At 69.7% G+C, this 24,309-nt stretch carries 21 protein-coding genes; 12 read left to right on the top strand and 9 right to left on the bottom strand.

Annotated elements, in window-relative coordinates; translation table 11 throughout:
* Positions 1 to 18: 18 nt before the first annotated feature.
* The 6 genes from murJ to trxA all read left to right on the top strand — a co-directional run bounded on the left by murJ (position 19) and on the right by trxA (position 7,918).
* Positions 19 to 2,532, top strand: a complete 2,514-nt coding sequence (murJ, locus tag IEY56_RS12545; RefSeq protein ID WP_189037225.1) for a murein biosynthesis integral membrane protein MurJ — start codon at positions 19 to 21, stop codon at positions 2,530 to 2,532.
* A 110-nt stretch (positions 2,533 to 2,642) separates the two neighbouring features.
* Complete coding sequence (locus IEY56_RS12540) at positions 2,643 to 4,553, top strand: protein kinase family protein (protein ID WP_189037224.1); 1,911 nt, start codon at positions 2,643 to 2,645, stop codon at positions 4,551 to 4,553.
* Between the two features lie 59 nt (positions 4,554 to 4,612).
* Positions 4,613 to 5,410 (top strand): RNA polymerase sigma factor SigM, encoded by a 798-nt coding sequence (gene sigM, locus IEY56_RS12535; protein WP_229711827.1) that lies wholly within the window; start codon positions 4,613 to 4,615, stop codon positions 5,408 to 5,410.
* Positions 5,407 to 6,363: an RsmA family anti-sigma factor gene (locus tag IEY56_RS12530; protein ID WP_189037223.1), complete on the top strand. Its 957-nt coding sequence runs from the start codon at positions 5,407 to 5,409 to the stop codon at positions 6,361 to 6,363. The genes sigM and IEY56_RS12530 overlap by 4 nt, the downstream gene beginning before the upstream one ends.
* A 121-nt stretch (positions 6,364 to 6,484) precedes the next feature.
* On the top strand, positions 6,485 to 7,516 hold the full coding sequence (trxB, locus tag IEY56_RS12525) for a thioredoxin-disulfide reductase (protein WP_189037222.1): 1,032 nt from the start codon (positions 6,485 to 6,487) through the stop codon (positions 7,514 to 7,516).
* Between the two features lie 72 nt (positions 7,517 to 7,588).
* Complete coding sequence (gene trxA / locus IEY56_RS12520) at positions 7,589 to 7,918, top strand: thioredoxin (RefSeq protein ID WP_189037221.1); 330 nt, start codon at positions 7,589 to 7,591, stop codon at positions 7,916 to 7,918.
* Between the two features lie 182 nt (positions 7,919 to 8,100).
* On the opposite strand, the gene IEY56_RS12515 is transcribed toward trxA, so the two are convergent.
* The 9 genes from IEY56_RS12515 to rpmH form a co-directional block, all read right to left on the bottom strand.
* Entirely contained in the window at positions 8,101 to 8,718 is a 618-nt protein-coding gene (locus tag IEY56_RS12515) for a GNAT family N-acetyltransferase (RefSeq protein ID WP_045863643.1), read from the bottom strand.
* Between the two features lie 104 nt (positions 8,719 to 8,822).
* Positions 8,823 to 9,977 carry a ParB/RepB/Spo0J family partition protein gene (locus IEY56_RS12510; protein WP_189037220.1) on the bottom strand — a complete coding sequence of 385 codons (1,155 nt, stop codon included), beginning with the start codon at positions 9,975 to 9,977 and terminating at the stop codon, positions 8,823 to 8,825.
* Positions 9,974 to 11,044, bottom strand: coding sequence for a ParA family protein (locus IEY56_RS12505; RefSeq protein ID WP_189037219.1), 1,071 nt, complete (start codon positions 11,042 to 11,044; stop codon positions 9,974 to 9,976). The genes IEY56_RS12510 and IEY56_RS12505 overlap by 4 nt, the downstream gene beginning before the upstream one ends.
* 358 nt (positions 11,045 to 11,402) lie before the next feature.
* Positions 11,403 to 12,191, bottom strand: a complete 789-nt coding sequence (gene rsmG / locus IEY56_RS12500) for a 16S rRNA (guanine(527)-N(7))-methyltransferase RsmG (protein WP_045863646.1) — start codon at positions 12,189 to 12,191, stop codon at positions 11,403 to 11,405.
* Positions 12,188 to 12,706: a Jag family protein gene (locus IEY56_RS12495; protein WP_189037218.1), complete on the bottom strand. Its 519-nt coding sequence runs from the start codon at positions 12,704 to 12,706 to the stop codon at positions 12,188 to 12,190. Before IEY56_RS12495 ends, rsmG begins: the two co-directional genes overlap by 4 nt.
* A gap of 19 nt (positions 12,707 to 12,725) precedes the next feature.
* Positions 12,726 to 13,865, bottom strand: a complete 1,140-nt coding sequence (gene yidC / locus IEY56_RS12490; RefSeq protein ID WP_189037336.1) for a membrane protein insertase YidC — start codon at positions 13,863 to 13,865, stop codon at positions 12,726 to 12,728.
* A gap of 8 nt (positions 13,866 to 13,873) precedes the next feature.
* Complete coding sequence (yidD, locus tag IEY56_RS12485; RefSeq protein ID WP_045863648.1) at positions 13,874 to 14,164, bottom strand: membrane protein insertion efficiency factor YidD; 291 nt, start codon at positions 14,162 to 14,164, stop codon at positions 13,874 to 13,876.
* The gene (rnpA, locus tag IEY56_RS12480; protein WP_045863649.1) at positions 14,161 to 14,538 is read right to left on the bottom strand and encodes a ribonuclease P protein component; all 378 of its coding nucleotides are present in this window, start codon (positions 14,536 to 14,538) and stop codon (positions 14,161 to 14,163) included. The genes yidD and rnpA overlap by 4 nt, the downstream gene beginning before the upstream one ends.
* A gap of 24 nt (positions 14,539 to 14,562) precedes the next feature.
* Positions 14,563 to 14,700, bottom strand: a complete 138-nt coding sequence (gene rpmH, locus IEY56_RS12475) for a 50S ribosomal protein L34 (RefSeq protein ID WP_027748981.1) — start codon at positions 14,698 to 14,700, stop codon at positions 14,563 to 14,565.
* 441 nt (positions 14,701 to 15,141) lie between these two features.
* On the opposite strand from rpmH, the gene dnaA reads away from it, so the two are divergent.
* The 6 genes from dnaA (at position 15,142) to gyrB (ending at position 24,256) form a co-directional block, all read left to right on the top strand.
* Positions 15,142 to 17,100: a chromosomal replication initiator protein DnaA gene (gene dnaA / locus IEY56_RS12470; protein ID WP_189037217.1), complete on the top strand. Its 1,959-nt coding sequence runs from the start codon at positions 15,142 to 15,144 to the stop codon at positions 17,098 to 17,100.
* Positions 17,101 to 17,917: 817 nt separating this feature from the next.
* Positions 17,918 to 19,048 carry a DNA polymerase III subunit beta gene (gene dnaN / locus IEY56_RS12465; RefSeq protein ID WP_189037216.1) on the top strand — a complete coding sequence of 377 codons (1,131 nt, stop codon included), beginning with the start codon at positions 17,918 to 17,920 and terminating at the stop codon, positions 19,046 to 19,048.
* A gap of 192 nt (positions 19,049 to 19,240) precedes the next feature.
* Positions 19,241 to 20,173, top strand: a complete 933-nt coding sequence (gene gnd / locus IEY56_RS12460; RefSeq protein ID WP_189037215.1) for a phosphogluconate dehydrogenase (NAD(+)-dependent, decarboxylating) — start codon at positions 19,241 to 19,243, stop codon at positions 20,171 to 20,173.
* A 9-nt stretch (positions 20,174 to 20,182) separates the two neighbouring features.
* A complete protein-coding gene (gene recF, locus IEY56_RS12455; RefSeq protein WP_189037214.1) occupies positions 20,183 to 21,316 on the top strand; it encodes a DNA replication/repair protein RecF in 1,134 nt (377 codons plus the stop codon).
* Positions 21,313 to 21,906: a DciA family protein gene (locus IEY56_RS12450; RefSeq protein WP_189037213.1), complete on the top strand. Its 594-nt coding sequence runs from the start codon at positions 21,313 to 21,315 to the stop codon at positions 21,904 to 21,906. Before recF ends, IEY56_RS12450 begins: the two co-directional genes overlap by 4 nt.
* Positions 21,907 to 22,267: 361 nt before the next feature.
* Entirely contained in the window at positions 22,268 to 24,256 is a 1,989-nt protein-coding gene (gene gyrB / locus IEY56_RS12445; RefSeq protein WP_229711848.1) for a DNA topoisomerase (ATP-hydrolyzing) subunit B, read from the top strand.
* The last annotated feature ends 53 nt before the right edge of the window (positions 24,257 to 24,309 follow it).

Here is a 24,309-nt window from a genome sequence, read left to right as displayed (position 1 = left end):
GGGCAGGGATCAGTAGCGATGAACGCGCCGCACGACGGTCACGGGGGCAGGGGCACTCCGGACGACGAGTCCCAGCCGCCCGAGGACCCCTACGTACGGGACGCCTACACCCGCGACCCGTACGAGGACCGCGACCCGGCCGCCAAGGACCCCGTGGACGAGGCTCTCCACGACCGGGCCGCCAATCCGCCCCCTCCGCCCGGCACGCTCCCCGACCCGCAAGCCCTCTACGAGCAGCCCGAGCCCCGTCCGGACGCCCCGGACCCGCGCCGCTGGGCGCCCACGCCCGCGCCGGAGCCCGAGGGCCCCTCACGCCGGCTCCCCCGCGGCGACGACCCCGCCACCGTGGAGTACACGGGGCTCGACGGCCTGCTCAGCGGCCCCGCCGCGTCACCGGGCGCAAGCACGCGGGAGCAGGCGTCAGCCGAAGGCCCCCGCGAGACAGGGGGCGCCGAGCGTACGGACCCGGCCGGCGCTAACCAGTCCGACGCGGACCGGCCCGCCCCTGACGACGCCTTCGCCCACCTCTTCCGCGACCAGGGACGCACCGCCCCCGGCCGTACGCCCGCCCCGCCCCAGCCCCGCTCGGAGAGCGCCCCGGCACCCGCCCCGGGCCCCGGCTCCGGCTCCGCGCCCCAGCCGGCCGGGCCCGCCACCCACACCACCGCTCCCGGCACCGCCCCGGCAGCCGCGCAGAACACCGCGGCCCCGGCCGCGGCCGCACCGCCGCCGTCCGGCTCCGGCCGCGGCTCGGCACGGCAGCCGCTTCCCGCGGAGGAGCCCGCCGGCCCCGGCCCGGGCCCCGGATTCGAGGCCGCGCACGCCGCGCCGTCCGAGGCCACCCCGCCGCCGCCCGAACCGGACGAGGAGCCCGCCCCGGAGTCCGGCGGAGGCGGCAAGGGCGGGGGACTGCTGCGCTCCAGCGCCATCATGGCCGCCGGCACGATGGTCTCCCGGCTGACGGGCTTCATCCGTTCGGCCCTGATCGTCGCCGCTCTCGGCGCCGCCGTCCTCGGCGACACCTACCAGCTGGCCATCACGCTGCCGACGATGCTCTACGTCCTGACCGTCGGCGGCGGCCTGAACTCCGTCTTCGTCCCGCAGCTCGTCCGCGCGATGAAGGAGGACGGGGACGGCGGCGAGGCGTACGCGAACCGCCTGCTGACGCTGGTGTCGGTCATCCTCGGAGTCCTGACGGCGGCCGCGGTCTTCGCCGCCCCGGCGCTGGTATGGGTCATGTCGCCGAAGTTCGCGTCGAACGCCGAGGCGAACGAGGTCACCGTCACGTTCGTGCGCTACTGCCTGCCCTCGATCTTCTTCATGGGCATCCACGTGGTGATGGGCCAGATCCTCAACGCCCGCGGCAGGTTCGGCGCCATGATGTGGACGCCCGTCCTGAACAACATCGTCATCATGGCGACGGTCGGCTCGTTCCTCTGGATCTACGGAACCGCCGACGAGTCCGGTCTCGGCGTCGGCAGCATCCCGCCCGAGGCCGTCCGGCTGCTGGGCATCGGCACCCTGCTGGGCCTCGTCGTCCAGGCCCTCGCCATGATCCCGTACCTGCGCGCGTCGGGCTTCCGCGTCCGCCCCCGCTTCGACTGGCGGGGCCACGGCCTCGGCAAGGCCGCACGGCTCGCCAAGTGGACGATCTTCTTCGTGCTCGCCAACCAGGCGGGCATCCTCGTCGTCACCCAGCTCTCCACCTGGGCGCAGTCGACCGCCGCTGCGGAGGGCCACGCCGGCGCCGGCTGGACCGCCTACTCCCAGGCGCAGCTCATCTGGAACATGCCGCAGGCCATCATCACCGTCTCTGTCATGGCGGCCCTCCTGCCCCGCCTCTCCCGTGCCGCCAACGACGGCGACACCGGCGCCGTCCGCGACGACATCTCGCAGGGGCTCCGCAACTCGGCCGTCGCGATCGTCCCCATCGCCTTCGGCTTCGTCGCACTGGGCGTGCCGATGTGCACCCTCATCTACGGCTCCTCCGGCACCGACGCCGCCCGCTCCATCGGCTTCGCGCTGATGGCCTTCGGCGTGGGACTGATCCCCTTCTCGGTCCAGTACGTCGTCCTGCGCGCCTTCTACGCCTACGAGGACACCCGCACCCCGTTCTTCAACACCGTCATCGTGGCCCTCGCGAACGCGGCCGCCTCCGCGGCCTGCTTCCTGCTGCTCCCGGCCCGCTGGGCCGTCGTCGGCATGGCCGCCTCCTACGGCCTCGCCTACGCAGTCGGCGTGGGCATCGCCTGGCGCCGTCTGCGCCTCAGGCTCGGCGGCGACCTGGACACCGCGCGCGTGCTCCGCACGTACATCAGGCTCGCGGGCGCCGCGCTGCCGGCCACCGCCGCCGCGGGCGCCGCCGCCTACGGCGTCACCCAGGCCCTGGGCAGCGGAACTCTCGGCTCGCTGGCCTCGCTGGCGGCCGGAGGGATCGCATTGGCCGCCGTCTTCGTCCTAGCGGCGAAGCGGATGCGGATCGAGGAGATGACCGCCATGGTCGGTATGGTGCGTGCCCGACTCGGGCGCTGACGTACAACCATCGGCGGTCACCGCGTGTCGTGCATAGCGGCGGCCTGTGGGCACAATTGTCGAGCCATTGCACACAGTGGCTGCAATGAACTGGGGAGGCAGGAACGACGGTGGCGGAACGGAGCACAGCTGCCGTCGGCGTGGCTGACAGCAGCGGTGAGAAGGAAGCGCTCACCGCCAAGGCGGACGAAGCCAGCGCCGACAGCGCTACGGACGGACACAGCGGCAGCAGCCGGCCCTCCGAGGAGACCAGAACGGACGCCGAAGCCACCGGCGGCGACGAAGACCCCGGCACCCCCACTGAAGCGAGCACCGACGACGTGAGCGACGCCCCGAGCGATGTCCCGGGCGCCGACGCCCCGACGGCGACTCTCCCCACCGACCCTGCCGGAACCGGCACGGCGGACACCCCCGCGGGCCCCGCGCCCGCAGAGGCTGAAGCCGCTCCCGGCTCCCCCTCCGGCGATGCGTCCGCGACCCCCGCGGCACCCGACCTTCACAGCGGCCACAAGATCGCCCGGCGGTACCGTCTGGAGGAGTGCGTCACCCGTCTGGACGGATACAGCAGCTGGCGTGCGGTCGACGAGAAACTGCGCCGCGCCGTCGGCGTCCACGTCCTCCCAGCGGGCCACCCCCGCGCCCGCTCGGTCCTCTCCGCCGCCCGCTCCTCCGCACTGCTCGGCGACCCCCGCTTCGTGCAGGTCCTCGACGCGGTGGAGGACCACGACGTCGTCTACGTCGTCCGCGAGTGGCTTCCCGACGCCACTCCGCTCAGCGAGATCCTCGCCTCCGGCCCGCTGGAGCCGCACGACGCCTACCAACTCGTCACTCAGCTCTCCCAGGCGATGGCCGCCGCGCACCGCGAAGGCCTCGCCCATCTCCGGCTGACCCCCGGCACGGTGCTGCGCACCGGCTCCGGGCAGTACCGCATCCGCGGCCTTGCCGTCAGCGCCGCGCTGCGCGGCATCCGCAGCGACAGCCCGCAGCGCACCGACACCGAAGGCATCGGCGCCGTCCTCTACGCGGCGCTCACCCAGCGCTGGCCGTACGAGGAGGACGCGTACGGCCTCACCGGTGTCGGCTCGCTGACCAAGGACAGCCTGCCCGCGCCGGAGCAGATCCGTGCCGGCGTCCACCGCGGCCTCTCCCAGCTCGCCATGCGCGCGCTCGTCAACGACGGCGCCACCGCCTCCAGCGAGGCCCGGCCCTGCGCCACGCCCGAAGAGCTCTCCAAGGCGGTCTCCGCGCTGCCGCGGATCCGTCCGCCGGAGCCCTCGTTCAGTGCGCCGCGGCAGTTCCAGCGCACTCCCTACCAGCAGGGCGCGCACGGAGCGTCCGGCCCCGCACGCGGCACCGCTCCGGTCCGCGGGCCGGGCGGGGAACCTCCAGCACCGCCCGCACTGCCCGGACGTACGGGCAAGGCGCTGAAGTGGGGCGTCTCCGCCCTCCTCATCGCCGCTCTCGGCCTCGGCAGCTGGCAGCTCGCCGACACCCTGCTCAAGGGCGACAGCTCCGCGAGCGACGAAGGCGGTCAGGTCAGCGGCCCGGACGAGCAGGGCGCTGCGGGCAAGCCCGTGAAGATCGTCGACGCCAAGGACTTCGACCCGCCGCCCGGCGGCAACGGCAGCGAGAACCCCGGGGACGTCCCCGACGCCTACGACGGCTCACACAGCACCTACTGGCTCACGCAGGAGTACATCGGACGCCCCGACTTCGGGAACCTCAAGCCCGGCGCCGGACTCATCCTGGACCTCGGCAAGCAGCAGCAGGTGAGTTCGGTGAAGGTCGACTTCATCGGCGCCACCGAGGCCTCTTTCTACGCCGCGCCCAAGAGCGCCACGGGCATGCCGAGTTCCCTGGGCGGTTTCAGCAAGGTCGACGCGGGCACCGGAGAGCACCTGACCCTCAAGGCGAAGAAACCGATCCGGACTCAGTACGTACTGGTATGGCTCACGAAGCTCCCACTCTCGGACGACGGCAACTACCGTGGCCGGATCACGGAGACCCAGGTCCAGAGCTGATACCTCGACACTGACGCACGGCCCAGCCGGCGGGCGAGGATGACGGGAGGCGTCCGACGGTGAGCGACGAACGCGGCGGCAAGGCGATACGCCGCCGCCCCAAGCGCGGTAAAGGCGGGCGCAGAGCGGCCGACACGCCCGCCAGGCCCCCCGTTCCCGCGCAGGCCGGAACCCCGGACGCCCCCGACGACCGCGAACTCCTCGCGCGCCACGTCGACGGCGACCCCGAGGCGTTCGGCGAGATCGTGCGCCGCCACCGCGACCGGCTGTGGGCCGTCGCCGTACGCACCCTCGGAGACCGCGAGGAGGCGGCGGACGCCGTCCAGGACGCGCTCATCTCCGCCTACCGTGCCGCCCACACCTTTCGCGGCCAGTCCGCCGTCACCACTTGGCTCCACCGCATCACCGTCAACGCCTGCCTGGACCGCGCCCGCAAGGCCACCTCCCGGCGCACCTCGCTCACCGATGACACCGAGCGCCTCGACCTTCTACTGGAACCGCACGAGTCGGCGGACGTGCCGGCCGAACGACAGGACCTCCAGCGTCAGCTCGTCACCGCTCTCGCCCAGCTTCCGGCCGAGCAGCGCGCCGCGCTCGTTCTCGTCGACATGCAGGGTTATCCGGTCGCCGAGGCGGCGGACGTCCTCGGCGTCGCCGTGGGCACGGTCAAGAGCCGGTGCGCGCGGGGGAGAGCCCGGCTGCTGCCTCTGGTCAGCCATCTGCGGCCGAACGGCGACGAGAGGGATACGTCACCGCGCGAGAGGGGAAGGAACCGGAGCCAGGGACGATCCGTCCCACCACCGGAAGGCGTCACAGGACAACCCGGAGCCGTGAAGGGAGGAGGAGAGCAGGCATGACATCCACCCCTTTCACGTCCGACGTGCACGGCACCGACGACCACCCGGAAGTCGCAGAGATCTCCGCGCTCACCGAGGATCTGCTCAGCCCCGAGCGTGCGGCTGCGGTGCATGCGCACCTCTCCGCCTGCGAGCTGTGCGCGGACGTACGGACGTCGCTGGACGAGATCAGAGACACACTCGGCACACTGCCGGGTCCCGCCCGTATGCCGGAGGACATCGCCGGGCGCCTCGACGCCGCTCTGGCCGCCGAGGCACTGCTCGACGCGTCGCCCTCCGGTAGCGGTCATGTTTCACGTGAAACCGAAGCCTTCGCGGGCAGCGCCGCGCCCCGTGCCGGAGCCGCGTCTGTTTCACGTGAAACGGCGCTCACCCGTAAGGGACCGAGTACCCGTCCCGCAGGCCACCCCGGGGGCGCCAGCCGCCCCGGCCGTCATCGCCCCACTCGCCGCACGCGCCGCTGGCGCTCGGCCGTCCTGGCCGGTGCCGGCGCGGTCGTCGCACTGAGCATCGGCGGAGTGGTGTGGCAGTCGCTCGACTCGTCCGCTCCGCCCACGGCGGCCGACGCGTCGGAGGAGGGCCGGCAGGGGGCCGCCGACGGCGGTCTGGAGAAGCAGGTGCACACCCTGCTGGCACAGCAGCACTCCGCCGAGAAGTCCCGTGGCTCCAAGACTCCGGACCTCAAGAGCAAGCAGAGCCCCGGGGACTCTCCGCTCGCCGGCCCGGCCACTTCCGTCCCGTCCTGCATCAAGGAAGGCGTGAACCGGACGGAGGCGCCGCTGGCGGTCGACGCGTCAGCAGAGCACGACGGCGAGAAGGGGTACCTCGTGGTGCTGCCGCACCGAGGAGACTCCGAGCGCGTCGACGCCTACCTCGTCGACGCCGCCTGTGTGACCGGTGAGAAGACGGGTCCGGCCGACGTCCTCACCAAGGGCACCTACCAGCGCCGCTGAGACGCACCGCCCTCCACGCCCCCACCGCGCACCCGCAGGGAATGTCTGCCCCCTAGGATCCGTTGGGTGGGGTGAGAACCACACAGGTCCGGAAAGCAGTCGGCAGACAAGGAAGACTCCCGTGAGCGACGTCCGCAACGTGATCATCATCGGCTCTGGGCCCGCCGGCTATACCGCCGCGCTCTACACGGCACGTGCGTCACTGAAGCCGCTGGTCTTCGAGGGCTCCGTGACCGCGGGCGGTGCACTCATGAACACCACCGAGGTGGAGAACTACCCCGGCTTCTCCGGCGGCATCATGGGCCCCGAGCTCATGGACCAGATGCGCGGCCAGGCGGAGCGCTTCGGGGCGGAGCTGATCCCGGACGACGTGACGTCCGTCGACTTCTCCGGCGAGATCAAGAAGGTGACCGACTCCGCGGGCACCGTGCACGAGGCACGCGCGGTCATCGTCTCCACCGGCTCCGCCTACCGGACGCTCGGGCTCCCCCGCGAGGAAGAGCTCTCCGGCCGCGGCGTCTCCTACTGCGCCACGTGTGACGGCTTCTTCTTCCGCAACCAGGCCATCGCAGTCGTAGGTGGCGGTGACACCGCCATGGAGGAGGCGACCTTCCTCTCCCGGTTCGCCGACTCCGTCACGGTGGTCCACCGCAGGGACACCCTCCGCGCGTCGAAGGCCATGCAGGAGCGCGCCTTCGCCGACCCGAAGATCTCCTTCGCCTGGAACAGCGAGGTCGAGTCCATCCACGAGAAGGACGGAAAGCTCTCTGGGCTGACGCTCCGGGACACCGAGACGGGCGCCACGTCCGAGCTCCCGGTCACCGGCCTCTTCGTCGCCATCGGACACGACCCGCGCGTGGAGCTGTTCAAGGACGTCCTGACGATGGACGAGGAGGGGTACCTCAAGGTCGACGCCCCCTCGACGCGGACCAACGTGCCCGGTGTCTTCGCCGCCGGCGACGTGGTGGACCACACCTACCGTCAGGCAGTCACCGCCGCCGGCACCGGCTGCTCCGCCGCTCTCGACGCCGAGCGCTACCTCGCCGCCCAGCTCGACGGCACGCAGGTCTCCGAGCCCGAGATGACCGAGGAGTCGGAACGTGCGGCAGAGGAAGCCGCCAAGGAGGCGGCCAAGAAGACCGCAGTCGCCTGACGCATCTGCCGTCCGGGCTCACGCTTTCACGCTCACACCTGAAGAGATCACGAGAAACAAGGAGTGCCAACAATGGCCGGTGCAACCGTGACCGCCACCGACGCCGACTTCGAAGAGGTCGTGCTCAAGAGCGACAAGCCGGTGCTCGTCGACTTCTGGGCTGCCTGGTGCGGTCCGTGCCGTCAGATCGCTCCCTCGCTGGAGGCGATCGCTGAGGAGAACAGCGACAAGCTCACCGTCGTGAAGCTCAACATCGACGAGAACCCGGCTGTCGCCGCCAAGTACGGGATCATGTCGATCCCGACCATGAACGTCTACCAGGGCGGCGAGGTCGTCAAGACGATCGTGGGCGCCAAGCCGCGCGCCGCCATCGAGAAGGACCTCGCCGAGTTCATCGGCTGACCCTTGGCGTGACCCAGCGGGCCGGTCGGTTTCCAGCCCGCACGTGAAACGGCCCGGCGTTCGCGCCGGGCCGTTTCACGTGAAACACCGATGCGCCGACGGACGGCCGCTCTCGTCCGCGTCGCCGAGCGGCACAACACCCCCGAGGCGGCTTCGCTCAGAAGCCCTCAGCCGCCGGGGCGTCACAGCGGCCTCAGCACCGGATCCTTTTGAACGGCTCCCAGCAACTGGTCGAGAGCCCTCTCCATGTCCTCGCGCCAGGAGACAGTCGAGCGCAGCTCCAGCCGCATCCGGGGATAGGAGTGATGCGGCCGTACGGTCTTGAAGCCGACGGCGAGGAGATGGTCCGCCGGGATCACACAGGCGGGTTCGGTCCAGCGCGCGTCCCCGAAAGCTTCGATCGCCTTGAACCCCCGCCGAAGCAGATCCTTGGCGACCGTCTGCACGATGACCCGTCCGAGCCCCTGCCCCCGATGCGACGGAGAGAGCCACGCCGTCATCAGCTGCACCGCGTCCGGCGCCACGGGGCTCGTGGGGAAGGCGAGCGAGCCGGGCACGTATGCGGGAGGCGCGTACAGTACGTATCCCACCGGCTTCTCATCGACGTAGACGACGCGGCCGCAGGAACCCCACTCCAGAAGGACAGCGGAGATCCACGCTTCCTTCTCCACCCCGGGCCTGCCCGCTCGCGCCGCCGCCTCCCCGCTCACAGGGTCGAGCTCCCAGAAGACACAGGCGCGGCAACGCCGTGGCAGATCCGGGAGGTTGTCCAGTGTCAGCGGAACGAGCTGTCGCCCCATGGATCCATCGTATCCATGGGGCGACGCTTCTTCTGGGTGAGCGGGAGCCGATTCAATCCGGACGAGGGATCTCGCGAAAGGCCCCGTGGCTACGGGGCTCCGTGTCAGCCCTCCTCCGACTCGCTCTCCGCCTCGGCTTCGGCGGCTTCGGCAGAGAGCTGCTTGCCGAGTACGCGTCCCTCTCCGGGAGCGAGCTGCCCGAGGATCCGCTCCAGATCGTCGACGGAGGCGAACTCCACGACGATCTTGCCCTTCTTCTGACCGAGGTCCACCTTCACCCGGGTCTCGAAGCGGTCGGAGAGACGACCCGCCAGTTCGTCCAGCGCGGGGGAGACCCTCTTGCCGGCCCGGGGCTTCGACTTGGGCGCGCTCTTCGGCGACGACCCCATCATCGTGACGATCTCCTCGACCGCCCGCACCGACAGCCCCTCCGCCACGATGCGGTGAGCGAGCCGGTCCTGCTCGTCTCCGTCCTCCACGGACAGCAACGCGCGAGCGTGCCCCGCGGAGAGCACGCCTGCTGCCACCCGCCGCTGCACGGAAGGTGAAAGCCTCAGCAGGCGCAGCGTGTTGGAGACCTGGGGCCGCGACCGCCCGATTCGGTCGGCCAGTTGGTCGTGCGTGCAGCTGAAGTCCTTCAGCAGCTGGTCGTACGCCGCCGCTTCCTCCAGCGGATTCAGCTGAGCGCGGTGCAGGTTCTCCAGCAGCGCGTCCAGAAGCAGCTTCTCGTCGTCGGTGGCGCGGACGATCGCCGGAATGCGCTCCAGACCGGCCTCTCGGCAGGCCCTCCAGCGCCGCTCGCCCATGATGAGCTCGTAGCGCGAAGGCCCCAACTGCCGTACGACGACGGGCTGGAGCAGACCCACCTCCTGGATGGAGGTGACCAGTTCCGCCAGCGCGTCCTCGTCGAAGACCTCACGCGGCTGGCGCGGGTTCGGCGTGATCGCTTCCAGCGGCACCTCAGCGAAGTGGGCACCGACGGGCTCGTCCTCGAGGCTCGCCGTGCTGTCCTTGCCCGCCTCCCCTTCGGGCCGGCCAGCAGTTTCACGTGAAACGTCGTCCCGAGCTTCGCTGTCCGGCAGCGAGGTGACCTTCGCGGCCGCCACCCCACGCTCCGGCGCCATCACCGGCACCGCGCTGGGTGAGGTCGCACCGTTCGCGCCGACCGCCGGTCCGCCCGATTCATCGGCGCCGGGCGCCGGTGCTGCCGGGATCAGTGCGCCAAGACCCCGGCCCAGTCCCCTACGTCGATCACTCACTGCGTGCCCTCCGACATGGTGCTGTTCTGCTGCTGCAGTTGCTGAGCCGACTGCTCGTGGCGAAGCTGGACGTTCGGATCACGCAGTGCGATCTCCCGAGCCGCCTCCAGGTAGGACAGCGAACCGCTGGAACCAGGATCGTAAGTCAGCACCGTCTGCCCGTAGCTGGGGGCCTCCGAGATGCGGACCGAGCGGGGGATGTTGGTGCGCAGCACCTCAGCACTGAAGTGACTGCGAACCTCGTCCGCCACCTGTGACGCGAGCCGGGTACGGCCGTCGTACATCGTGAGGATGATCGTCGAGACGTGGAGCTTGGTGTTGAGGTGCCCCTTGACGAGATCGACGTTCCGCAGCAGCTGCCCGAGCCCCTCCAGCGCGTAGTACTCGCACTGAATGGGAATCAGAACCTCTGCCCCGGCCACGAGTGCGTTGACCGTCAGCAGACCCAGCGACGGCGGGCAGTCGATGAGGACGTAGTCCAGTGGCTGCTCGTACGCGCTCAGCGCCCGCTGCAGCCGGCTCTCACGCGCCACGAGTGACACCAACTCGATCTCCGCACCGGCGAGATCGATGGTGGCGGGCGCGCAGAAGAGCCCTTCGACGTCCGGGACCGGCACGACGACGTCGGCCAGCGGCATGCTCTCCACCAGGACGTCATAGATCGACGGCACCTCGGAGTGGTGGTCGACCCCCAGGGCGGTGGAGGCGTTGCCCTGAGGGTCCAGGTCGATGACGAGGACCCGCGCACCGTGAAGGGCCAGGGAGGCGGCCAGGTTCACGGTGGTGGTCGTCTTCCCGACTCCGCCCTTCTGGTTGGCGACGACCATCACCCGCGTCTGTTCAGGCCTGGGCAGGCCCTCACCAGCGCGGTTCATCGCCTCTACTGCCTGCTGGGCAGCGCGGCCGATCGGCGTGTCGTCCATCGGAGGCGGCGTTTCACGTGAAACGTCGACCGATTCGGAACGGGGGCCGGGGACCGGATCGGCCATCGGTCCCGCGGTATTGGCGTCGGACCGCAAGGGTTCACTCTCCTCGACATCAGGCTCGTGCTGAACAGAGCCTGCCATGCTTTCGGCGTTATGAACCAGCGAGGCCCGCTCAGTTGTGGACGAATCCACCTTGGACCGGGTTTTGTGCGTGGGTTTCTGGTCGCGTTGATTGGCCTGTGCGCGTCCGCGACTGATGATTCCGTGCAAGAGAGAGCGGCGTTTCACGTGAAACACGATGCACAGACGGCGCCCGCACACCAGGACGACACACCGCGATGACTGACTGAAAGGGCTTTTATGGAGTAGACGGACATAACTATCGGGGGCCGCCGCGCCCCTCGTCCGTCTCCTTCAGTCGCTCGACTGCCCCAGCGGTCGCCGTCTCACAAAGCTGAGCCGGCACAGCGCGGCAGGAACCGTGCTGTGCCGGAAGGAATCAGCGCCGACGGCGACCGTTCCGAGCGGCCCGCCCCGAACGCGCCCTCTGGGCCTTCGCCCTGCGGGCTGCGAAGCGCACACCGCCGGGGCTCTCTCCGACTTCAGCACGCACCACCGTCGACAGAGGATCGACCACCCCCTCGCCGACCTGCACCACGGACGTCTCCACGACACCGAGCTTGTGGAGGGCGTCCCGGGCACCGCGCAGCTCCTCCTCGGCCGTGTCCCCCTTGATGGCCAGCATCTCGCCGTACGGCCGCAGCAGGGGAACGCCCCAGCCCGCCAGACGGTCCAGCGGGGCAACAGCCCGGGCCGTCACCACGTGCACAGGCTGCAGAGACCCGAGCATCTCCTCGGCCCGGCCCCGCGCCACGGAGACGTGGTCGAGCCCGAGCAGCTCCACGACCTCCTCCAGGAACGTCGTCCTGCGCAGCAGGGGCTCCAGCAAGGTGATGTCGAGGTCCGGACGTACCAGCGCGAGCGGGATGCCCGGCAGGCCGGCACCCGAGCCGACGTCACACACCGTCACGCCTTCGGGGACGATCTCCGAGAGCACCGCGCAGTTCAGCAGGTGCCTCTCCCACAGCCGCGGCACCTCACGCGGCCCGATCAGCCCCCGCCGTACGCCCGAGTCCGCGAGGAGTTCGGCGTAGCGCTGCACCTCCGGGAGGCGGTCGCCGAAAAGCCTGTGGGCCGCCTCGGGCGGCGGCGCGAGCTCCGCGAGCTCCCCGGCCTTCGCGGGGCCTCCGTCCGGGGGCCCCGCCTGGCCCGCTGACCGGTCGGTCACGGCAGCACGACCACGCAGCGCTGTGGCTCCTCGCCCTCGGACTCGCTGCGCAGACCCGCCGCCTTGACGGCGTCGTGCACGACCTTGCGCTCGAACGGCGTCATCGGACGCATCTTGACCGGCTCGCCCGTGCCCTTGGCCTCCTGCGCCGCCTTGGCACCGAGCTCCGCGAGCTCCTCGCGCTTGCGCGCACGGAAGCCCGCGATGTCCAGCATCAGCCTGCTGCGGTCGCCCGTCTCCCGGTGCACCGCGAGACGCGTCAGCTCCTGCAGCGCCTCCAGGACCTCACCGTCACGTCCGACGAGCTTCTGCAGGTCCCGGCTGGGACCCTCGCTGATGATCGACACCGCGGCGCGGTCCGCCTCGACGTCCATGTCGATGTCACCGTCTAGGTCGGCGATGTCGAGGAGCCCCTCGAGGTAGTCGGCCGCGATCTCACCTTCCTGCTCCAGGTGGGACAACGAGTCCGTCTCCTCCACGGCAGTCGCTTCCGTGGTGTCTGTCGTCTCCGTCACGGCTTTGGGCTCCTTCTCGCTACTTCTTGGAGGGGTGCTTGGGACGCTGCGGGCCGCCCTTGCGCTGCTGCCCCGACTTCTTCTGTCCGGACTTCTGGCCGCCCGACTTCTGACCCGTCCGCTGCTGCGACTTCGGCTGCTGGGTCTTCGACTGCGGCTTCGCCTTCGACGGCTGCTCGTCGGACGAGTCCGTCGTCGCTGCCTCATCACTGCCAGCGGCTCCCGGCTTCGCCTGCTGCCGCTGGGACTTCGACTGGCGCTTCGGCTGCTGCCGGCGGGCGCGCGCCGCCTCGACGGCCTCCCGCGTCTCCGCCTCCTTCGGGTCCTCCTTCAGCTTCCCGGCCGCGCGGAGCTTCTCCTGGCGCTGCTTGTAGGCGATGGAGCCCGGAGTCGGGTTGCGCTTGATCACGAACATCTGCTGGCCCATGGTCCACACGTTGGTGGTCAGCCAGTAGACGAGCACACCCACGGGGAAGTTGATGCCGAAGACGGCGAACATGATCGGGAAGATGTACATCAGCATCTTCTGCTGCTGCATGAACGGCGTCTTGACTGTCAGGTCGACGTTCTTCGTCATCAGCTGGCGCTGCGTGTAGAACTGCGACGCCGACATCAGAAGGATCATGATCACCGTGACGACGCGCACGTCCGTGAGCGAGGCGCTCAGCTCGGCGACCTTGTCCGCACTGTCCAGGAACTTCGCGGCGATCGGAGCGCCGAAGACGGAGGCGTTCCGCGCACTGTCGACCTGCTCGGCGGTCAGCACGCCGACCGGCTTGTTGTTGGCGATGTGGTTCAGCACCTGGAAGAGCGCGATGAAGAACGGCGACTGCGCCAGGATCGGCAGGCAGCTGGAGAGCGGGTTGGTGCCCGTCTCCTTGTACAGCTTCATCATCTCTTCGGACTGACGCTGCTTGTCGCTCTTGTAGCGCTCCTGGATCGCCTTCATCTTGGGCTGCAGCGCCTGCATGTTCCGCGTCGACTTGATCTGCTTCACGAAGAGCGGGATCAGCGCGATCCGGATCACGACCACCAGGAAGAAGATGGATAGACCCCAGGCCCATCCGCTGTCCTCGTTGAAGAAGAGGCTGAACAGCGAGTGGAACTGGACAATGATCCAGGAGACAGCGGTATAGAGAGGACTCAGGATCGTGTCCAGGAAGTTCATCAGGCTCCTTGGGCGTTGGACGGGGTCCGGTGATGCTGCCGGCGGTCACGCAACCGCTGGTGCCAGACCGGGTGCTTCCGGGCGGGTACGTGGTCGACACCACCGGGCGACCACGGATTGCAGCGCAGGATGCGCCAGGCCGTCAGTGCCGTCCCCTTCACAGCCCCGTGCCGCCCGATGGCGGTGTAGCCGTAGTGCGAGCACGACGGGTAGTAGCGGCACACCGGCCCGAGCAACGGGCTGATGGTCCACTGGTACAGCTTGATCAGCCACAGCAGCGGGTACTTCATGACGAAGGCCCTCCAAGCAGCCGCCCCAAGGCGGCCTCCAGGTCGCGCACCAGCTCCTCGTGGACGGCCTCGCCCGCGCCCGGCAGCGCCCGTACGACAACCAGGCTACCTGCGGGCAACCGGGTCAGACGCTCCCGCATCAGATGCCGCAGGCGCCGCTTGACGCGGTTGCGCACCACGGCGTTGCCGACCGCCTTGCTGACGACGAAACCCGCACGCGCGGGGGGAGCTTCTCCCCCCGCTCCGTGCGGGTCCGTTGAGCTGCTGTTGCTGCGCAGGTGTACGACCAGGAGCGGGCGACCCGCCCGGCGTCCTCTGCGTACCGCGGCCGCGAAGTCCTCGCGCCGCCTCAGCCGGTTCTCGGTAGGCAGCACGGCATGGACCTGTGGGTGACGCGCTCAGGCCGACAGGCGGCTGCGGCCCTTGCTGCGGCGGTTCGCAACAATCGCGCGGCCGGCACGGGTACGCATGCGCAGCCGGAAGCCGTGGGTCTTCGCGCGACGACGGTTGTTCGGCTGGAAGGTGCGCTTGCTCACTCGGGGGCTCCAGGAATGCTTCGTGTCCCGCGGGCGGCCGCGAGAACATGGACGTGTGTCGCGTATGGCATCGACAAGCTGTCACCGTGCGCCCACGAGTAGCTCGCAACGCTCGAGTGTGCTCCGCTTCATGATCCGCAAAAATCTCTTGGATCTTGCCCATCGGAGGCAGGCGGCAGCAGCCGTCGACAACTCGACCTCGTTACGGTACGCGCGGCTACGCCATTCGGTCAAACCGCCGGTGAGCCCGCCGATCGGCTTGCCCGCGGGGGTGGAGGCCCGTCGTGCACAGCCTGTGGACAACGACTTGAACGGGGCACGTCGGCCTGACTACCGTGACTGAACCTCCCATCCCTCCCGACCGACCCAGAACTGCACATTCGCGGGATCCGGCCGGCGTCACCGAACCACCACATCCAGCGAGTGAGAGAAGCGTGCCCCGTGGCTGACCTGCCTGCCGATCTTGCCGCAGTGTGGCCGCGCGTTCTGGAGCAACTCCTCTCGGAGGGTCAGGGAGTCGAGGCCAAGGACCAGCGCTGGCTCCGCGACTGCCAGCCGCTCGTGCTCGTCTCGGGCACCGCGCTCCTCGGCGTGCCGAACGAATACGCGAAGGGCGTCCTCGAAGGCCGTCTCGCACCGATGATCAGTGATGCTCTCAGCCGCGAGTGCCAGCAGCCCATCCGGCTCGCGATCACGGTCACCGGCCCCAGCCAGGACCCCGCACCCTCCGCTCCGGAGCAGACTCCGGACTCCCCGTCGCTGTCCGAGACGCAGCCGTCCGCCCCCTCCCTGCCGTCGCAGCACGGTCCCAGCCAGCACGGTCCCGGACAGCACACTCCGGGCCAGCATCAGCAGCGTGGTCAGCACGGCCAGCAGGACGGGAACGGCAACGGCTACGACAGCGGACGGTACGAACAGCAGCACGGCGGCTACGACAGCGGCCGGTACGACAACTACCCGAGCCCGGAGCTGCCCAGCCCGCGGCCCGCGTACCCGGACTACCCGCAGTCGCCCCGGCAGCCCGGCGCCTGGCCGCAGCCCGAGCGCGACCAGTACCCGCCGCCGCACCAGCACCAGCAACCGCGGCACCACCAGCAATCGCAGCAGCCGCACCAGCAGCAGACGTACGACCAGCACTACGACCAGCGCGGTCCCGGCCATGCGCAGCAGTACGAGCATCCGCAGGCACCCTACGAGTCGTACGAACAGCATCAGCAGCACCAGCAGCGCCACCCCCAGCCGCAGGTGCCGCCGCAGGGCCAGCCTCCCGCCCCCCGCTACGACGGTCCTTCCCAGCTGCCCGCCCCCAGCGGTGCGCCCGGTCCGCTCGCGGCGCAGCCCGCTCCGGCGACGGGGCCGGGGGAGCCCACGGCGCGGCTGAACCCGAAGTACCTCTTCGACACCTTCGTGATCGGTGCCTCGAACCGGTTCGCGCACGCCGCGGCCGTCGCTGTGGCAGAGGCGCCGGCGAAGGCGTACAACCCGCTCTTCATCTACGGGGAGTCCGGGCTGGGCAAGACGCACCTGCTGCATGCGATCGGGCACTACGCGCGCAGCCTCTATCCGGGGACGCGGGTGCGCTACGTCAGCTCGGAGGAGTTCACCAACGAGTTCATCAACTCCATCCGCGACGGCAAGGCGGACGCGTTCCGCAAGCGCTACCGCGACATGGACATCCTGCTGGTGGACGACATCCAGTTCCTCGCCGACAAGGAGTCGACGCAGGAGGAGTTCTTCCACACCTTCAACACCCTGCACAACGCGAACAAGCAGATCGTGCTCTCCAGCGACCGGCCGCCGAAGGCCCTCGTCACCCTGGAGGACAGGCTGCGCAACCGCTTCGAGTGGGGTCTCATCACGGACGTACAGCCTCCGGAACTGGAGACGCGCATCGCGATCCTCCGGAAGAAGGCGGTACAGGAGCAGCTCAACGCACCGCCGGAAGTCCTGGAGTTCATCGCGTCGCGGATCTCGCGCAACATCCGGGAGCTCGAGGGCGCGCTGATCCGCGTCACGGCCTTCGCGTCGCTCAACCGGCAGCCCGTCGACCTGGGGCTGACCGAGATCGTGCTGAAGGACCTGATCCCCGGCGGTGAGGACGCCACACCGGAGATCACGGCGCCGGCCATCATGGCGGCCACCGCCGACTACTTCGGGCTCACGGTGGACGACCTGTGCGGATCCTCCCGCAGCCGCGTGCTCGTCACGGCACGGCAGATCGCCATGTACCTCTGCCGTGAGCTCACCGATCTGTCACTCCCCAAGATCGGCAGCCAGTTCGGCGGCCGCGACCACACGACCGTCATGCACGCGGACCGCAAGATCCGGGCGCTGATGGCCGAGCGCCGCTCCATCTACAACCAGGTCACCGAGCTGACGAACCGCATCAAGAACGCCTGACTGCCTGAGCGGGGCCGTCCGCGCCCGCCCTCAGCCCTCCGGGAGCAACTCCCGGAGGGCTTCTTGCTGTTCGAATCCACAGCCTGCGGTCGCGATGGTCCACAGCTTGAGGGCATCAGAGGGGTCCACACCCTGTGTGCTCACGAAGTTGTCCCGAACGCGTCCACAGACCCCCTCGTCAAGAGACCGTCTCCCGAGGTCATCTGCCTGTGTACTTGTGCGCAACCTGGATCCACAGGATGTGGAGTGGCTCCGCCGCGCGTGACGCGACGCTGCTCTGTCCACCGCCCGCCCACAGCCGGAGCCGTCTTGTCCCCAGCCGAACCTGGCTTCTCCACAGCGCTGTCCACTGTTCGGCAACACAACTCGCCTGCTCACTGGTCCGAGTGAAAGGCGTCACACCAGAGCGCCTGTTTGGGGTGTGGGAAACATGGGGAAACCAGCGCCTGTTGCTGTGGGCAAGTCGCCTCTGCCTGTGCATCGAGTGTGCAGAACTTTCCCGCGTCCACAGATACCCCTGAGTACTCCACCGCTGCGCCCACAGGCCCGGTGGACAAAATCTCGGTGCTGAGCTGCGGAAACGGGCTTATCCACGGTTTCCACAAGCCCTACTACTACGACCACCTATATAAAGCGGGGAATCTGTTTCGAAGTTGGGGTTGTGCACAACTCGCTCGGGCCGTCTCCCGCCCGCTCCGCAACGACTTGACCCACACCTGCGCCGACTGTCAGCGGTGTGCGTCAGACTGGTGCCCGGCGACGAGCCGACGACAGGCAGCAGGGGCGAGCAGCCAGGTACAGCAGGAGGCGGCTGAAGGTGAAGATCCGGGTAGAGCGCGACGTTCTGGCGGAGGCGGTGGCCTGGGCGGCGAAGAGCCTCCCCGCCCGTCCGCCCCAGCCTGTCCTTGCCGGCCTGCTGTTGAAGGCGGAGGACAGCTCGCTGAGCCTCTCCGGCTTCGACTACGAGGTGTCGGCGCGTGTGTCGGTGGAGGGCGAGGTCGAGGAGGAGGGCACGGTCCTCGTCTCCGGCCGGCTGCTGGCCGACATCTGCCGCTCGCTCCCCAACCGCCCGGTGGAGATCTCCACAGACGGTGTACGGGCGACGGTCGTCTGCGGCTCCTCGCGGTTCACACTCCACACACTGCCTGTGGAGGAGTACCCGGCCCTGCCCGAGATGCCCACCGCCACCGGCACGGTGCCGGGCGAGGTCTTCGCGTCCGCCGTCTCCCAGGTGGCCATCGCCGCCGGTCGCGACGACACGCTTCCCGTGCTCACCGGCGTCCGCATCGAGATCGAGGGCGACACCGTCACGCTGGCGTCCACGGACCGGTACCGCTTCGCGGTGCGGGAGTTCCTGTGGAAGCCGGAGACGCCCGACGTGTCGTCCGTCGCGCTGGTCCCGGCGAAGACGCTGCTGGAGACGGCCAAGTCGCTGAGCAGCGGGGACAGCGTGTCGCTGGCTCTGGCGGGTTCCGGCGCGGGCGAGGGGCTGATCGGTTTCGAGGGCGCCGGCAGGCGTACGACGACGCGGCTGCTGGAGGGCGACCTGCCCAAGTACCGCACGCTGTTCCCCACGGAGTTCAACTCCGTCGCCGTCATCGAGACCGCGCCGTTCGTCGAGGCCGTCAAGCGCGTCGCCCTTGTCGCGGAGCGGAACACCCCGGTCAGGCTGAGCTTCGAGCAGGGTGTGCTCACGCTCGAGGCCGGTTCCAGCGACGATGCACAGGCTGTGGAACGTGTGGACGCCGACCTGGAGGGCGACGACGTCTCGATCGCCTTCAACCCGGGGTTCCTCCTGGAGGGCCTGAGCGCCATCGACTCCCCTGTCGCGCAGCTGTCCTTCACGACCTCGACCAAGCCGGCGCTGCTGAGCGGGAAGCCGGCGAAGGACGTCGAGGCGGACGACGCGTACAAGTACCTGATCATGCCGGTGCGCCTTTCGGGCTGAACGGGCTGAACCGTCCCGGCTGCCCGCCCCCGTTCACGGCCATAGCGCGCCGCCGTACCGCGCCGCCGGGCCTTCCACGAGTGCCCGGAGGGCCCATGACCGGCCACTTCTGAGCGGCCGGAGCCCACAGGTGTGCACGAACCCGTGGGCGTAGGGTCGGGCCAGGTACGAATCGTGAAAGAAGGGGCATTGATGGAGCTCGGTCTCATCGGTCTCGGCAAGATGGGCGGGAACATGCGCGAGCGCATCCGCCGTGGAGGCCACACCGTCATCGGCTACGACCGCGACCCGGAGCTTGCCGACGTGCACAGCCTCGAGGAGCTGGTGACGCGGTTGGAGGCGCCCCGTGTGGTGTGGGTGATGGTCCCGGCGGGGGCGGCCACCCAGTCGACCATCGATCAGCTGGCCTCGCTCCTCTCGCCCGGCGACGTCGTCGTGGACGGCGGCAACTCGCGCTGGACGGAGGACGAGCGGCATGCCGAGGAGCTGAGCGCCAAGGGCGTGGGCTTCGTCGACTGCGGTGTCTCGGGCGGGATCTGGGGCCTGGAGAACGGCTACGCCCTGATGTACGGCGGCTCCAGCGAGGACGTCGCGAAGGTGCAGCCGATCTTCGACGTGCTGAAGCCGGAGGGGGAGTTCGGCTCGGTCCACGCCGGCCGGGTCGGTGCGGGCCACTTCGCGAAGATGGTCCACAACGGCATCGAGTACGCGATGATGCAGGCCTTCGCGGAGGGCTGGGAGCTGCTCGAAGCCGCGGACGCGGTGACGGACGTGCGCGAGGTCTTCCGCTCCTGGCAGGAGGGCACAGTCATCCGCTCGTGGTTGCTGGATCTGGCCGTCAAGGCGCTGGATTCGGACGAGCACCTGGAGGAACTGCGGGGCTACGCGGCCGATTCGGGTGAGGGCAGGTGGACTGTGGACGCGGCGATCGACCACGCGGTGCCGCTCCCCGCGATCACCGCGTCGCTCTTCGCCCGCTTCTCGTCCCGGCAGAAGGACTCGCCGCAGATGAAGATGGTCGCCGCCTTGCGCAACCAGTTCGGCGGCCATGCGGTGACGGCGTCCGGCGACCATGTGGACGGGGACACTCCGGGGGCGGACGTCCTTCCGCCGGTGGGCGGCTGACGGGTCCCGATGCACGTCACGCATCTGTCGCTGGCCGACTTCCGCTCGTACGTCCGGGCCGAGGTGTCTCTCGGGCCCGGTGTGACGACGTTCGTGGGGCCGAACGGCCAGGGCAAGACGAACCTCGTCGAGGCCGTCGGATATCTGGCCACGCTGGGCAGCCACCGGGTGTCGTCGGACGCGCCGCTGGTGCGGATGGGGGCTCCGCGTGCGGTCGTACGGGCTGCGGTGCGGCAGGGCGAGCGGCAGCAGCTCGTGGAGCTGGAGCTGAATCCGGGGAAGGCGAACAGGGCCCGGATCAACAGGTCGTCGCAGGTCAAGCCGCGGGACGTGCTGGGCATTCTGCGCACTGTGCTCTTCGCGCCGGAGGATCTGGCGCTGGTGAAGGGCGATCCGGGCGAGCGGCGCCGTTTCCTGGACGAGCTGATGACGGCGCGGTCGCCGCGGCTGGCGGGTGTGCGCTCGGACTACGACCGGGTGCTGAAGCAGCGGAACTCGCTGCTGAAGTCGGCGGCGATGGCCCGCCGGCACGGCGGGAAGCCGGGTGGGGACCTTTCGACGCTGGACGTGTGGGACGAGCATCTGTCGCGGGTGGGGGCGGAGTTGCTGGCCCACCGGCTGCAGCTGATATCCGCGCTGCGGCCGCTGGCGGACAAGGCCTACGAGTGCCTGGCGCCGGGGGGCGGCCCTGTGGGGCTGGAGTACAAGGGTTCGTCGGGTGGCGGCGGTGAGGCGGCCGCGTCCCGGGAGGAGCTGTACGAGCAGCTGAAGTCGGCGCTCCAGGAGGGGCGCAGGTCGGAGATCGAGCGGGGTGTGACGCTGGCGGGACCGCACCGGGACGACCTGGTGCTGAAGCTGGGGGAGCTTCCCGCGAAGGGGTACGCGAGCCACGGGGAGTCGTGGTCGTTCGCGCTCGCGCTGCGGCTGGCGTCGTACGACCTGCTGAAGAGCGAGGGGAACGAGCCGGTGCTGGTGCTGGACGACGTCTTCGCGGAGCTCGACGTGAAGCGGCGGGCGCGGCTCGCGGAGCTGGTGGCCCCGGGTGAGCAGGTTCTGGTGACGGCGGCCGTCGGGGAGGACGTTCCGGCGGTGCTGGAGGGGGCGCGTTTCTCGGTGTCGGAGGGGGAGGTCTCGCCGCTGTGAGTGGTGACGTCCCACCGCCGTCGCCGGGGGAGCCGTCCGGGCCGGCGGAGGGTGCGGCGGAGGCCGGGCCGGACCGTCCGCAGCCTCAGGAGGCGACGGGTGTGGACCTGGCGAGGGTCGCGCTGCGGGCGGCCAAGGAGGCGGCGAGGGCCCGGGGTGCGGCCGCGCAGCAGAAGCGGGATGTGCGGCGCGGTCGGGGTCCGCGGTCGGGGTCGGGGCGTGACGGCCGGGATCCGGTGCCTCTGGGTGCGGCGGTGAACGGTCTGATCACGGAGCGGGGCTGGGAGGCTCCGGCGGCTGTGGGCGGTGTGATGGGCCGGTGGCCGCAGCTGGTGGGCCCGGAGGTGGCGCAGCACTGCGAGCCCCAGCGGTACGACGAGGAGGAGCGGACGCTCACGGTCCGGTGTGATTCGACGGCGTGGGCGACGCAGCTGCGTCTGCTGGCTCCGAGGCTGGTGGCCCGTCTGAACGAGGATCTGGGGCAGGGGACGGTCCTGTTGCTGAAGGTGCGCGGGCCGGAGACGGGGGCTCCGCGGGGCGGCCGGCTGCGGGCTCCCGGGAGCAAGGGACCGGGTGACACCTACGGGTGATTCGTGACGCCGCTCACGGTGATGGAGCGTTGACAGGCAGAAGCGCTGAGCGCCCCCGTGAGCGTTCTGGCCCCCCGGTCCGCATATGGGGAGTCGGTGGACGCCAGTTCAGGTCGGCACATGCGGACTCAGGCACCCGCAAACCCCCATCCACACTCCGGCCACCGGTACACTGGTCGCAGAAACCGTCCCCGTTGGGGAACAAGTCGAACGACGCAGCCGCTCCACCCTGCCCCGGAGTCGGCCTGTGCTGTGCCAGAAAGGGCGCTTCGTGGCCGATTCCGGCGATCTCAACGAGTACGAGAACAACTCCGCCGACGCGGGTACCGACGGCCCCCCTGTGGACGGCGCCGGTGTCGAGGTGCAACCGGTCGGTCCCCCGGTCTCGCCGGTGACGGCCGAGGCCGAGCCGTCGTACGACGCGAGCGCCATCACCGTCCTCGAGGGGCTGGAGGCGGTCCGGAAGCGTCCCGGCATGTACATCGGGTCGACCGGTGAGCGCGGCCTGCACCACATGGTCCAGGAGGTCGTGGACAACTCCGTCGACGAGGCGCTGGCGGGGCACGCGGACACGATCTACGTGACGCTGCTGGCCGACGGCGGTGTCCGGGTCGTGGACAACGGCCGCGGCATCCCGGTGGGCATCGTCCCGTCGGAGGGCAAGCCGGCTGTCGAGGTCGTCCTCACGGTGCTGCACGCGGGCGGCAAGTTCGGCGGCGGCGGTTACGCCGTCTCCGGTGGTCTGCACGGTGTGGGTGTCTCCGTCGTCAACGCGCTGTCGCAGCGGGTCTCGGTGGAGATCCGTACGGACGGTTACCGCTGGACGCAGGACTACAAGCTGGGTGTGCCGACGGCTCCGCTGAAGCGCAACGAGGCGACGGACGAGACCGGTACGACGGTGACGTTCTGGGCCGACGGGGAGATCTTCGAGAGCACGGACTACTCGTTCGAGACGCTCTCGCGCCGCTTCCAGGAGATGGCGTTCCTCAACAAGGGCCTGACGATCGAGCTCACGGACGAGCGTCCCGAGCATGTGGACGAGGACGGCAACCAGCTCTCCGTCCGGTACCACTACGAGGGCGGGATCATCGACTTCGTGCGCTATCTCAACTCCCGCAAGGGCGAGTTGGTGCACCCGACGGTGATCGGCGTGGAGGCCGAGGACAAGGACCGGCTGCTCTCCGTCGAGCTGGCGATGCAGTGGAACAACCAGTACAGCGAGGGTGTGTACTCCTTCGCGAACACCATCCACACGCATGAGGGCGGTACGCACGAGGAGGGCTTCCGCGCGGCCCTGACCGGTCTGATCAACCGGTACGCGCGGGACAAGCGCCTGCTGCGGGAGAAGGACGACAACCTCACCGGTGAGGACATCCGCGAGGGTCTGACGGCGATCATCTCGGTGAAGCTGGGCGAGCCGCAGTTCGAGGGCCAGACGAAGACCAAGCTGGGCAACACGGAGGCCAAGACCTTCGTGCAGAGGGTCACTCACGAGCACCTGTCGGACTGGCTGGACCGCAACCCGAACGAGGCCGCGGACATCATCCGCAAGGGCATCCAGGCGGCGACTGCCCGCGTCGCTGCCCGCAAGGCGCGGGATCTCACGCGCCGCAAGGGGCTGCTGGAGACGGCGTCGCTGCCGGGCAAGCTGAGCGACTGCCAGTCGAACGACCCCGCCAAGTGCGAGATCTTCATCGTGGAGGGCGACTCGGCCGGCGGTTCCGCCAAGTCGGGCCGCAACCCGGAGTTCCAGGCGATCCTCCCGATCCGAGGCAAGATCCTCAACGTGGAGAAGGCGCGGATCGACAAGGTCCTGCAGAACGCGGAGGTGCAGGCCCTGATCTCGGCGTTCGGGACGGGCATCCACGAGGACTTCGACATCGCGAAGCTCCGCTACCAGAAGATCATCCTCATGGCCGACGCCGACGTCGACGGCCAGCACATCAACACCCTGCTGCTGACGCTGCTGTTCCGCTTCATGCGCCCGCTGGTCGAGGCGGGGCACGTGTTCCTGTCGCAGCCGCCGCTGTACAAGGTCAAGTGGGGCCGCGACGAGCACCAGTACGCCTACTCGGACCGCGAGCGCGACAGCCTGATCGAGCTGGGCCGCGAGCAGGGCAAGCGCATCAAGGACGACTCGATCCAGCGCTTCAAGGGTCTGGGCGAGATGAACGCGGAGGAGCTCCGCATCACGACGATGGACTCCGATCACCGGGTGCTGCGCCAGGTGACGCTGGACGACGCGGCAGCCGCGGACGACCTGTTCTCGATCCTCATGGGCGAGGACGTGGAGGCGCGCCGTTCGTTCATCCAGCGGAACGCCAAGGACGTCCGTTTCCTCGACATCTGAGCAGGTCGGCCGTACCGCCGTGGAGTTCGGCGCGCCGCACACACAGAAGGACT

This window comes from Streptomyces daqingensis (genome assembly GCF_014645895.1).
Taxonomy (GTDB): Bacteria; Actinomycetota; Actinomycetes; order Streptomycetales; family Streptomycetaceae; genus Streptomyces; species Streptomyces daqingensis.
Note: the sequence above shows the minus strand (reverse complement) of the source record. Positions and strands in the feature narration are given on the sequence as shown.